Origin of the sequence: Leptospira bourretii (assembly GCF_004770145.1) — a bacterium.
GTDB lineage: Bacteria > Spirochaetota > Leptospiria > Leptospirales > Leptospiraceae > Leptospira_A > Leptospira_A bourretii.
Map to the genome: position 1 here is coordinate 45,691 of NZ_RQFW01000005.1, position 11,985 is coordinate 57,675.

Annotated in this window: 8 protein-coding genes; 1 reads left to right on the forward strand and 7 read right to left on the reverse strand. The window is 39.8% G+C overall.

The genetic code is table 11. The annotated features are described in order from the left end of the window. The first annotated feature begins 1 nt into the window (after position 1). Positions 2 to 1,426, forward strand: coding sequence for an ABC transporter substrate-binding protein (locus EHQ47_RS01805; protein WP_135776441.1), 1,425 nt, complete (start codon positions 2 to 4; stop codon positions 1,424 to 1,426). Here the strand turns inward: EHQ47_RS01805 and EHQ47_RS01810 are convergent. The 7 genes from EHQ47_RS01810 to EHQ47_RS01840 all read right to left on the reverse strand — a co-directional run bounded on the left by EHQ47_RS01810 (position 1,383) and on the right by EHQ47_RS01840 (position 11,976). Next, positions 1,383 to 3,869, reverse strand: coding sequence for a transglycosylase domain-containing protein (locus EHQ47_RS01810; protein ID WP_135749214.1), 2,487 nt, complete (start codon positions 3,867 to 3,869; stop codon positions 1,383 to 1,385). The genes EHQ47_RS01805 and EHQ47_RS01810 overlap by 44 nt on opposite strands. Beyond that, entirely contained in the window at positions 3,866 to 6,193 is a 2,328-nt protein-coding gene (lon, locus tag EHQ47_RS01815; protein WP_244290223.1) for an endopeptidase La, read from the reverse strand. The genes EHQ47_RS01810 and lon overlap by 4 nt, the downstream gene beginning before the upstream one ends. A 58-nt stretch (positions 6,194 to 6,251) precedes the next feature. After that, on the reverse strand, positions 6,252 to 8,246 hold the full coding sequence (uvrB, locus tag EHQ47_RS01820; RefSeq protein WP_135776442.1) for an excinuclease ABC subunit UvrB: 1,995 nt from the start codon (positions 8,244 to 8,246) through the stop codon (positions 6,252 to 6,254). 6 nt (positions 8,247 to 8,252) lie between these two features. Beyond that, on the reverse strand, positions 8,253 to 8,846 hold the full coding sequence (locus EHQ47_RS01825; protein WP_244290172.1) for an ATP-binding protein: 594 nt from the start codon (positions 8,844 to 8,846) through the stop codon (positions 8,253 to 8,255). A gap of 123 nt (positions 8,847 to 8,969) precedes the next feature. Then, positions 8,970 to 9,437, reverse strand: a complete 468-nt coding sequence (locus EHQ47_RS01830; RefSeq protein ID WP_135749218.1) for a tRNA (cytidine(34)-2'-O)-methyltransferase — start codon at positions 9,435 to 9,437, stop codon at positions 8,970 to 8,972. A gap of 8 nt (positions 9,438 to 9,445) precedes the next feature. Continuing rightward, complete coding sequence (locus tag EHQ47_RS01835) at positions 9,446 to 10,600, reverse strand: S1 RNA-binding domain-containing protein (RefSeq protein ID WP_135776443.1); 1,155 nt, start codon at positions 10,598 to 10,600, stop codon at positions 9,446 to 9,448. Next, positions 10,597 to 11,976, reverse strand: coding sequence for a hypothetical protein (locus EHQ47_RS01840; RefSeq protein WP_135776444.1), 1,380 nt, complete (start codon positions 11,974 to 11,976; stop codon positions 10,597 to 10,599). The genes EHQ47_RS01835 and EHQ47_RS01840 overlap by 4 nt, the downstream gene beginning before the upstream one ends. Positions 11,977 to 11,985 lie beyond the last annotated feature (9 nt).

The window sequence follows — 11,985 nt, forward strand, 5'->3', positions numbered from 1 at the left end:
TATGAGAACCTTATCCCTTGTTTTCTTTCTCTTGTCCCTCACTTTTTGCCGGAAGGAAACTCCTGATTTTGATTTAAAAATTGCACTTCCCTCCGATCCGGCACATTTAGATCCCCTCCATATCACTGATTTATCGGGTCAAAAATTGGCGAAATTCATCCACCAGGGCCTTTGGATCCAAAATCCAGAAGGATTCCACTCTCCTTGGATTCTTTCTTACAGAAAAATCCCTCATCCAACAAAGAACCTTTGGTGGTTCCAAATGAATCCTTCCTCCCCATCTGTGGAAGACATTCAGTTTAGTTTGTCTCGTTTGGTCCTAGAATCCTATCCAAGAAAAAGGGACTATCAGTTCTTAGTCCAAGTTCAAAGTTTACCAGAAAATCAACTGGAGTTAGAATTTAAGCCGGGCACTTTGGAAACCGAATGGAAAGAGAAACTCAGTTTACCTTTTGCTTCTATTATTGGGAAAAAAGAATGGGAGACGAATACTTTCAAATCCTATGGAAAATACAAACTCATCGATTGGAAAAAAAATGAATACATCGACGTCCAAAGACAAAAAGAAGAGGACAAGAATTTTCCGGAAAAAATCCGTTTTCTCATCTTACCACAATCTTCTACTTCTTTGTTTTTATATCGGAAAGGAAAGTTAGATGCGTTTAAACTCACTGACTTTCTTCTTTCTTTGCCTGAGGCAAATTCTGAATTCACTGTTACCAAAAAAGGTAGATCTGTTCAATATGTGGCAATCAACCAAAAGAATCCCTGCTTTGATAACCACTTCCGCGCCGCAGTCAATTTTTCCATACCCCGCGAACTTATCATCAGTAAACTCCTAGAAAACCATGCAGATCTTAGTTATGGTCCAGTTCCCATTCAATACATCGAAAAAATGGCGAAAGGAAAAACTATAACCGGCGAAATATATAACAAAGATTTGGCGAAAAAAGAACTAGAACAATCCACATGTTTTCCCAAAATTAAATTGATGGAATTGGAATTTCGAATGCGTGGCGATGACGAAAACCAAGCCAAAGGAAGAGCCATTAAACAAGCATTAGAAGAAATTGGTCTTACCATCAAACTAAAACCAATGGAAAAAGCTCCCTTGTATAAAGAAAACGGGGAAGGTAAAGGAGATCTTACATTACTCACTTGGTATTCTGATTTTGATTCTGTTTGGAATTTTTTAGACCCACTATTTCATCCGAATAAAGTAGGCAATGGCGGGAACCGCTCTTTTTATCAAAACAAAGAGGTGGGAAATATTTTAGATAAACCTTTTAAGAACAACCAAGATGCAATCAAAGCAATAGAAATCATACGTAAGGACAAACCCTGGATATTTCTTTGGTCGATCCAGGAAAACTATTTGGTTTCTAAGGAGTTTCTTCGTTATAACGTGCTCGCCGATTTTCTATAAGAGGTGGTTCTAATTCCACTGAATCCACTGCCGTTGGCTGGATACGACTTCCTTGTGAATCATAGGTAGAAATTTCCGAATCATCCTCATCCATTGGTTCTGGTTTCAGGTTTGTATTTTGGTTCAAAGGTTCTTGTTTTGCAAAACCTGCTCGTTTAGGCGGCAAATCACCAATATAGTAATACTGCGCATACAAAGGCACCTTACAAACGTAATCCGGAGTGGATTCAATGATGGTTCCGTCATCAGCACAAACATCTACTTTTACAAAATCCCCTACGAAATTCGAAATCAATTGATTCCCCATTCCGAGTTTTGATTTTACATTTTGTGTGTATCGGTACCAAATCCCACCAGAAACCCCTGACCCCGAACCAGGGAAAGGTGCTCCTTCATCATGCCCTACCCAAACAACCGTTACATTCCTTGGAGTTAAACCTGCAAACCAGACATCACGAACCCCTTTCAAACCTTTCCACCTTGATGATTTTAGTTTGGGAGATTGGACGGTACCTGTTTTTCCAGCGTATAAAAAAGGTTCTCCTTCTTTTCGCTTCAAAGTCATGGTTCCTTCTTCTGTCAAAACTGATTGTAGGGTGTTGATTGCCATAGCACAGGCAACAGGATCTAAGATTTGTTCTGCGGCTTCATTGGCAACTGTGCTATAAAATTCGTTTCCATCCAAATCGGTTATCTTCAAAATTTTCCTAGGTGTGACTCGCCTTCCCCCATTCATCAGGGTAGCATAAATTACAGATAGTTCCATAGGACTAAGTTCCCCAGACCCAAGTGCTAAGGATAAATTTCTTTGGAATCGGACATCGGCTTCTTCTTCAGGAATCGAAAGGATGGCACTTAATTTTTGAACAAAATAAGAAATTCCAATTTCATGTAATAACTTAACAGAGACGGTGTTGACCGACTGAGCCAATGCTTGTCTAACCGTGATTTCTCCCTTATATCCTTTGTACCAGTTTTTTGGCGAATATCCCGAGATATCTAATTTTTCGTCTTTAATTTTGGATGATGGATTGACTATGCGTTTTTCAAAGGCTAGTGCATACACAAGTGCCTTGATGGTGGAACCAGGTTGTCTTCTTGCATCTTCTGCCCTGTTAAATCGAAAGACATTTGAAATTTTATAACCACCTACCATTGCTTCCACATCTCCCGTTTCAGGATCTAATGAAATCATGGAGCCACTCAACTGTGGTAAAATCGCACGGGTGACCTCTGCTAAATCAGCCTTTCCTTTACTCTGGTAATCTGACTCTTGTTTGGTGAGATCTGCTCGGACGGAATCAACTCCTACTCGTAATGCTTCTTCGGCGAGTCTTTGTTTTTCTAAGTCTAAAGTTGTATAAACAAGTAGACCACGTTCTTCTAAGTCCTCATTAGAAAACTTTTCTAAAATAAATCTTCGAATTTCTGAATTAAAATCAGGAGCTAAGTTAACACGAAAGTCTTTATCAGCACCATATTTCCCAATTTCACTTGAATACTTTGGATTACCCTCTTCGTCTTTGTTTTCCTTTACCTTATAGATGGTTTTAAACTTTTTTAAATTTAGTTCTATGGAATCGGAAAACTTATGTGGGATTTCTTTTTGTGAAGGATGGAGTTCTGGGTTCCTTGCCATGTCATATAACACACGTTTTTGTCTAGAAAGTGCTATTCCTAGATTCCGAACAGGGTTGTATACACTTGGTGCAGGAATAATCCCGACAAGTAAGGCAGCCTCTTCTGGGCTTAGTTCTGATGCGGGTTTTCTAAAATAATATCTTGCCGCTTCTTCTACACCAGTATTCCCTTCTCCCAAAAATATTTGGTTTAAATACATGGCCAAAATTTCTTCTTTTGAATATTGGCTTTCGATATAGAAGGTACAATAGAGTTCGGTTAATTTGTTAAATAAATTACGTTTCCCTAAGTTTAAGGTAAGTTTTGCTAACTGTTGTGAGATGGTAGATCCACCTTGTGACAATCGAAACTGCACCAAATTGGTAACAACTGCTCGACCAATGGCCGTATAATTCAAACCAGAGTGGGAAAAAAACTCTCTATCCTCGGAAGAAAGAACTGCCCATACAATCACATTGTGTTTTCCTAAATTATCAGTTCGGATCGGACGAAAGTTTCTCCTGTAGAACTCACCCATCACTTTGCCACTTCGATCCAAAATCTTCACTGACTTTGGTTGGAAACTATCGTAAAAGTTAGAGACTTCCGATCTATATTTCTCTAATGACTTATGGACTCGAGCTTCTTCTCCAGACCACACCACATAAGCTCCACCTAAAAAGAAAAAAGATAAAAAAATTCCAAATACAATTCCTAAAGTAAAAAACCTGACTCGCCTAACCCAGAAAAAACGAATTAGATCTTTTAAATGACCATACAATACTTCTAGAATGAGAAAAAAGGAATTGGTTCGATGGTTCATTTCTTTTTACCTTTGGATTTAGGAAAAACTAGTTTTTCTACTTCTTCGAAACGAGTCACAGGATAAAAAGTAACTCCCCGCTTTACATAATCAGGAATTTCTTGGAAAGCTTTTTCATTATCTTTAGGGAAAATGATTTTTTTCACTCCCACACGTTTGGCAGCCACGATTTTTTCTCGTAATCCGCCAATCGCAAGCACCTCACCAGTTAACGTTAATTCTCCGGTCATACCAAAACCGGGAGCAATCACCTGATCTGTCACAAGCGACAAAAGAGCTGTGGCCATTGTGATTCCCGCACTAGGACCATCTTTGGGAGTTGCCCCGTCAGGAACATGCAAATGGATGGCCTTCTTTTCAAACAAACTATCATTGTTTACATAATTTTTTACAAACGACAACGCAATGTTAGCTGACTCCTCCATCATTTTTCCCATTTGGCCAGTAAGAGTGAGACCACCCTTTCCTGGGATGAGAACTGCTTCAATCAGGAGTGTTGAACCACCTGCATTGGTCCAAGCAAGACCAAGCGCCGTACCTGGAACTTTTGGAATTGTCATTCGGTCATCAACAAATGGAGGAGGTCCAAGGTATTCAACCAAATCCTTTTCCCGAATTTCCTTGGAATACTTTTCCTTTAACACTTGTTTTAGGGCAATTTTACGAACCAACTTATCAAATGTTTTTTCGAGTCCTCGTAGACCGGATTCCCTTGAATAGGAATTGATGAGAAGGGCCACAGTTTCCTTTTTCATCGAAAAAGAATCTGGATTTAATCCATTTTTTTCAAATATCTTTTTCCAAAGATACTTTTGGAAAATTTGTACTTTTTCTTCTGTGATATATCCAGATAACTGAATCACTTCCATACGATCTAGTAACACCCGAGGAATTGGCTCAAATGTATTTGCAGTGGCGATGAATAGTACATCAGAGAGATCAAAAGGTAAATCTAAATAATGGTCTCGAAAATTTGAATTTTGTTCTGGATCCAAAACCTCAAGCAAAGCTGATTGAGGATCTCCTTGGTATCCTTGCGACATCTTATCAATTTCATCCAAAAGAATCACAGTGTCTCTTTCCTTTGTGATTTTTAATGCATTGATGAGTTTCCCTGGCATGGCACCAATATAAGTTCTTCTATGCCCTTTGATTTCTGCTTCATCTCTAACACCACCCACAGAAAATCGAAAAAACTTTCTACCAAGTGCTTCTGCAACAGACTTTGCAATAGATGTTTTACCAACGCCAGGAGGTCCCACCAAACAAAGGATCGATCCTTTGCTTTTTGGATTTAGTTTATGAACTGCAAGAAACTCTAAGATCCTTTCCTTCACATCTTCCAATTTGTGATGATCCCGATTGAGAATTTTTTTGGCATGAATCAAGTTTACATCTTTTTCAGAAGGTTTTTCCCAAGGTAAGGAATCCACTAAATCTAAATAATTTCGAATGACATTGTAATCGCTTGAAATCGGATCTGAGTTTTTAAACTTATCAATCTCGCGGTCTACCTCTGTGATGATTTCCTCAGCAACGGGGATGGACTTTAATCTTTCTAAAAGTTTTTCATATTTGAGTTCTGTTTTATCTTCCCCTGCACCTAACTCTTGCTGAATGGCTTTTAGTTGTTCTCTGAGAAAAAATTGGCGTTGTTGGTTATCAATTTTATCGTTAATTTGTTCTTGGATTTTTTTCTGAAGAACTACCAACTCAATTTCTTTTTTTAGAAATAATAAAACCTTCTCTAAACGATCGTTAATTTGGACAGCTTCAATGACAGATTGGTATTCTTCTTTTTCTAAATTCAGAATCGAACAAACAAAATCAGCCATTTTTGCTGGTTCGTTCACATTCATCATAGTCAGTTTCATATCTTCTGTAAACAGAGGATTGTTTTGTGCGAGTTCCTTGGTCAAAATGAGTAAGGTTCTCATCAGAGCTTTGATATTATTTTTGCTAGTTCCTAATTCCTCTTCCGGATAACTTACGTTAGCTATCAATACCGGCTCTTTTGTATGTATAGAATTGATTTTGAATCTTTGGATCGTGTTTACTAAAATATTCATCCCACCATCAGGCAGATTGATTTTTTTCAAAATTCGAGCTACTACCCCGATTTGAAAAATATTATCTTCCGATGGAAGATCCGATTCATCTTCTTTGAGAAGGATAAGACCTAAAAACCCAGCCCCTTTGGATGATTCTTCAATGGATTGGATGAACCTGCCGGGAGGAACAATTAAAGGCGTGATGATTCCTGGGAATACTGGCCTTACCTTAATGGGGAGAAGAAAAATTTGTTTTGGAAGAGAGTCTTCCATTCTCGCCAGTTTTGTTGAGTTTTCCCAAAATTCATTTGTTTCCAATCAAAATCCTACCTTATGACTCTATTTTATCAGGCCCGAGTGCTAACATCTTATCTCGAAACATGGCCGCTTTTTCAAAATCCAAATCCGAAGCATAACGCAACATTTCTCTTTTTAAAGCATCGCGTAACTTGTCTTTGGTTTTGTATTTCTTCAAGGTAAATTCTTTTTCCATTTCCTTGAGTGCTTCTTCTTTGCTATCCTCTTCCGCCATTTCACGTGGAAGGATATCATGAATTTCTTTAATGATACTTTGAGGAGTGATCCCCATTGCCGTGTTGTGTGCTTCTTGGATTAGACGGCGGCGTTCCGTTTCGCTGATTGCTTTTTTCATGGAATCAGTCATTCGGTCTGCATACAAAATGGCCTTCCCATTCACATTCCTTGCAGCCCGCCCAATGGTCTGGATCAGGGATTTATAATTCCGTAAAAAACCCTCTTTGTCAGCATCTAAAATCGCAACAAGGGAAACTTCCGGAATGTCCAAACCTTCTCGGAGTAAGTTGATCCCCACGATACAATCATAAACACCTTTACGTAAATCTCGAATGATCTCCGTTCGTTCAATGGTATCAATCTCCGAATGAAGGTAAGCAATTTTTAATCCAACTTCCTTATAATAGTCAGTTAAATCTTCTGACATTTTTTTGGTCAGAGTGGTAATCAGGATTCGCTCTTTTTTTTCAATACGAAGTCTGATTTCGTTTAGCAAATCTTCAATTTGGTTTGTCGTGGGACGAACTTCTACAACTGGATCCAGTAGACCCGTTGGTCGAATGATTTGTTCAATGACTGCTTCACTTTTATCAATTTCTTTTTGGTCCGGAGTGGCCGAAACATACAAAGTCATTGGTGTGAGAGTCTCAAATTCCTCAAAATTCAAAGGCCGATTGTCCAATGCACTCGGGAGGCGAAACCCAAAATCAACTAACGTTAGTTTTCTGGACCTATCCCCCGCATACATCCCACCTATTTGCGGAAGGGTCACATGGGATTCGTCAATGATCAGTAAAAAATCTAAATTGGGAAAATAATCGAGTAAACAAGCAGGCCTTTCTCCTTCACTTCTTCCCGTTAGGTGACGAGAATAATTTTCAATCCCACTACAATAACCAAGTTCAACCAACATCTCCATATCATAATTGGTTCTAGATTCAATTCGTTCGGCTTCTAAGTGTTTGCCTTGTTTAAGGAACTTATCTTTTTGTTCCGCCATCTCTTCTTTTATTTTTTCAATGGCATCTTTGATTTTGGGACCAGAAGTGATAAAGTGTTTTGCTGGATAAACCACCACTCGGTCTAGTTTCATTTTTACCTTTCCGGTGAGTGGATCAATTTTGGAGAGTCCATCAATTTCATCTCCAAATAGTTCAATCCGAATTCCCTCTTCTTGATAAGAAGGCATAATTTCAATGGTATCCCCACGCACACGGAAATTACCACGACTAAAGTCTATATCGTTTCTTGCATATTGGATATGGAGAAATTTTCGAATGATTTGGTCCCTATCAATTTTATCTCCGATCCTTAACATAACCACAGAGTTCATATAGTCTTCGGGAGAACCTAAACCATAAATACAAGATACAGAACTTACAATGATGACATCATCTCGTTCCAACAAACTAGAAGTGGCACGTAACCGAAGTTTGTCGATCTCTTCGTTCATTGACATATCTTTTTCAATGAAGGTATCAGAAGAAGGAACATAGGCTTCTGGTTGGTAATAGTCGTAATATGAGACAAAATACTCGACAGCATTTTCTGGAAAAAATTCTTTAAACTCACGAAAGAGCTGGGCTGCAAGAGTTTTGTTATGTGACAAAATGAGAGTTGGTTTTTTGACACGGGCGATGACTTCTGCCATGGTAAAGGTCTTTCCTGAACCAGTCACACCAACCAGTGTAATTTTATTTTTACCCTCGCCGAAGGACTTAGCAATATCTTCAATTGCTTTGACCTGGTCTCCGGCTGCCTTAAAAGGAGAAACCATTTTAAAATTTGCCATAGGAACCTATGTTAGTTTACGAGTTGCTTTGAGTATAGCTTGTTTTCGATTGTCGCTGATTTCTAAATCCACCGAATCGAAAAGTTTTTGCATGACCATCATACCACGCATGAGCGTTGCTGTGGAAGAAAACTTACCTCTCTGAATATCATCTTCTAGATTAAAGTCTTTTACCGTATTGATCATTTCTATGGTAAAGGTTTTGTGTTTATCGATCTGAAAGATCACTTCCACTCCACCTCCGTCACCATACTTTGCGGCATTTTCCACAGCTTCCACAGTGGCAATGCATAGATCCATTCGCAACTCTTCGACAATTCCGTTCCGTTTCAGAAAATAATCAAGCCTGGCACGAACATATTGCATCGGGTTATAGGAAAGAGCACCAAGAATTACAAACTGTTCGGTCGTTCCCATCTTGCGAGTGATAGGTGAAGATTCTGCAATAAAATATTCCCTTGGGTCCAAAGGGTTAGTGGTAATGATTTCGTCTTTGATCAATTCTTCGAGAAGAGAGGTGATGCCTTCCAAAGTTGTATTGGGGTTATCTTTGAATTTTCGCTGGGTTTCCATAAACACCCAGGAGTAAAAATCGTTCACATTCCCCGAGAGGCCATTGGAGAACAAAGTCTTCACTTCTTTCTCTAACTCAGTTCTGGAGAGAGGGAACGGCATATATTCCCATTTCAACGGGAACGGAAGAGTTGTAAATTGTTTTATCCTTTAAGGATTAGTCCGTGTTTTTTCTTGGCGCAGTGCTTCATAAAGTACAATGGCAACCGCATTGGAAAGATTGATCGAACGACTCACCTCTGCCATAGGTAAGGAAATAATATGTTCTGGAGGGCAAGACTTGTGGATTTCTTCCGGAAGTCCTGAGGTTTCTCTCCCAAACAAAAAAACATCCGTTTTCTGGAAGTTGACATCCCAGTACACTTTGGTTCCAAATTTAGAAACCAGGAAAATCCGACTGCCTTCCGCTTCTTTCTGGCTTCTAAATGCTTCAAAATCTGCAAAACGACGAAGATCCAAATCTTTCCAATAGTCTAGACCCGCACGCCGTACAGCTTTTTCTGACAGATCAAAAGACGGTTCCCCGACAATAGAGAGAGGAACTCCGACATTGACACAGAGTCTTGCAATATTACCCGTGTTAGGAGGTATTTCTGGGCGATAAAGTGCGATTTCCAATTCGTGAATTACTTTTTGTTCTTTTTTTCCAAAGATTTTTGCAAAGCAAGTCCAAAACTAGAAACTGTCCCCGGATTCTCCTCTTTGGACATATACTCTTGGTATTCCATCCGGTCTTTTGCCTCTGCCGCTTTTGAAATCGACAATGCAATTTGCCTTTTTTCAGGATTGATCTCCAAAACAAACACTTCCAATTTTTGACCAGGATTGAATACGGTATTCAGTGGAGTGCGAGAAGGAACTCCTGTTTCTTTGTTGGGAACAAGACCCGAAAAATCATCACCTAACCGTACAAAGAGACCGAACGGTTTGATCGATTCCAAAGTTCCTGTCACAATATCTGATTCTTTAAAAGGAAGTTTTCCAGACCAAGGATCACTTAAAAAGTCTTTTACGCTAAGTGAAATTTTATTCGAGGCCCAATCTAAAGTCAGAATTTTTGCACGTAAAGTTTCCCCTACTCGAAATTCAGTTGTAAGATCGGCATTTTTTTTGTAAGTGGCTTCCGATTGTGGGACCAAAGCATCAAACCCGTCCATATCCACAATGAGTCCGAATTTATGAATACTTTTCACTGTGCAGGATACAAACATTCCAACTTTCAACTCATCACGTAACAGTTGCTTCTTGGTTTCTCTTTCTTTATCAGCAATTTTTTTCTGAGACAGAACAATTTTGTTTTGTTTTTTCCCTATCTCAGAGATCACAAATTTGATTCGTTTGCCCGCGATATTTTTTCCTTTTACAGAAACATCCAATTGGCTAAACGGAACAAAGGCAGAATGGCTACCGAGTTTGACTTCCCATCCTCCGTTTGCTTCCACAAGCATTTGTCCAAGAACAGGGATTTCATACTGTGCTGCCATCTCCATATGTTCTTCTGTTAGGTTGTCTCCAGATAAACAGGTAGTAAAATAAAAATCTCCCGAGTTTTCTTTCAAAAAATAAACTACGAGTGAATCAGAAACCTTAGGCAAAACTTCATCTCGCCATTCTTCTGTGGAGATATTTCCTAAGATTTTATTTTCTAATGTTCGAATGAACACATAATCATTCTTAACAGCTGTTACCTTAGCTTCATGACGAGAACCAGGTTCGATGGATTGTCTTTTTTTAAAACTTTCTTCTAATAAACGTTCAAATTCTGAGGATGGGCCTTTCATTTTGCGGTTCCTTCCTTGGTGGGTTTTGGGGTATAAACCAATTTTCCTCCTAATACCATGGATTCAATTGGAAATATTCCGGAAGTGCGTTTCAAAGGATTTTCGTTATGAACGGAGAAATGGGCCGGGCCACCTATGCGGATCCGTCCGCCATGGTCAGCTCCGAGATAGGAACAGGTTTTCCAAGTGAGGGTTTGGATGATCTCGCGACGAATCTGGGGCAAGGAGTCCGGATCAGCATTTGTTGGGACAAGGTTTTGCGAAAAAGAACCAAATACGGAGGCCCAAAACCCAGGTCGGTTTGCCACAGGGTCCAACTTTCTTTCTTTTGGTTTGGTGAGAAGTGACTCCCAAAGGCGAATCTCCACAATGGCCGCCTGGCCGGGGAAAAGCCCCCAATGGCCAGCCCCACTTGCAAAAAGAAGATTTCGTTTGATCTCGGCTTCTGTTTGGAATGTGGCCTGGTATTCTGAAAAGGAATTGGCACGGAAAACCGTTCCCTCTTCTTCTTCCGCATTCACAGCAAGTGAATCTTTCCACCGAGAGCCAAAAACAGAATGGAGATCGGACCAAAGAGAAACCTCAGCCTTCCATTGTTCTGGGTTTGCCCGAAGGCTTTGGAGATACAAAACAGATAACATTGGTGCCCAAAGGAAATCCCGTTTCTGAGCTCGGTATAAATTTGTTCCTTCGGGCATGGGATGAAAAATGACTGCATAACCAGTATCCAATGCATCTTCCCAACTGGTTTTGTCAGCGAAGGTATAAGCAACGGGAAGATAACCTTTCTCCTCTCCTTCCCTGCGTTTCGCAAAAAGTTCAGTTTGAGAAAATCCCCGATTTTCTGCTTCTTTGAGAAAGATCGGGAGGTGCCGGTTTCGTTTGGAATCAAAAGAAAGAACCAGTCCCGATGTGTAAAGACCACCTTCGCCTGCTGATAATTCTTCATAAAGAGCGGGCTTTTGTGATTGTGTGAGAATGGGAGAAAACCATTTGGATTTAGCGATTTCGTTTTGTAAGGGTATCAGTGTTGGGTCACCTACAGATTCAATATGGCTGAATCCGGCTGCCAAATATCCCAAAAGATAAGTGGAAAGTTCATCACGGCTTGTTTTTCCCCCTCGTCCATTCGAACCAATTGTGACAGATGCATCACAAAATCCTGGTAGTAAGTATTTGGGATGAGGAACTACGGTTCCTTCCTTGATCGAGATGATTTTGCCTTGGACAACTTCCAGGTCGAGAAACCCGCTAAAATTGGATTTTTCACTGTCCCAGATCCGGACAGATTTCATTTTCAAATTTTGAGACAAAAGAATGGTAGGGGCAAAAGCCGATAGAAATAAGGTGAGGGATAAGAGCCTGCGGTTTTTCATGCTAACGGT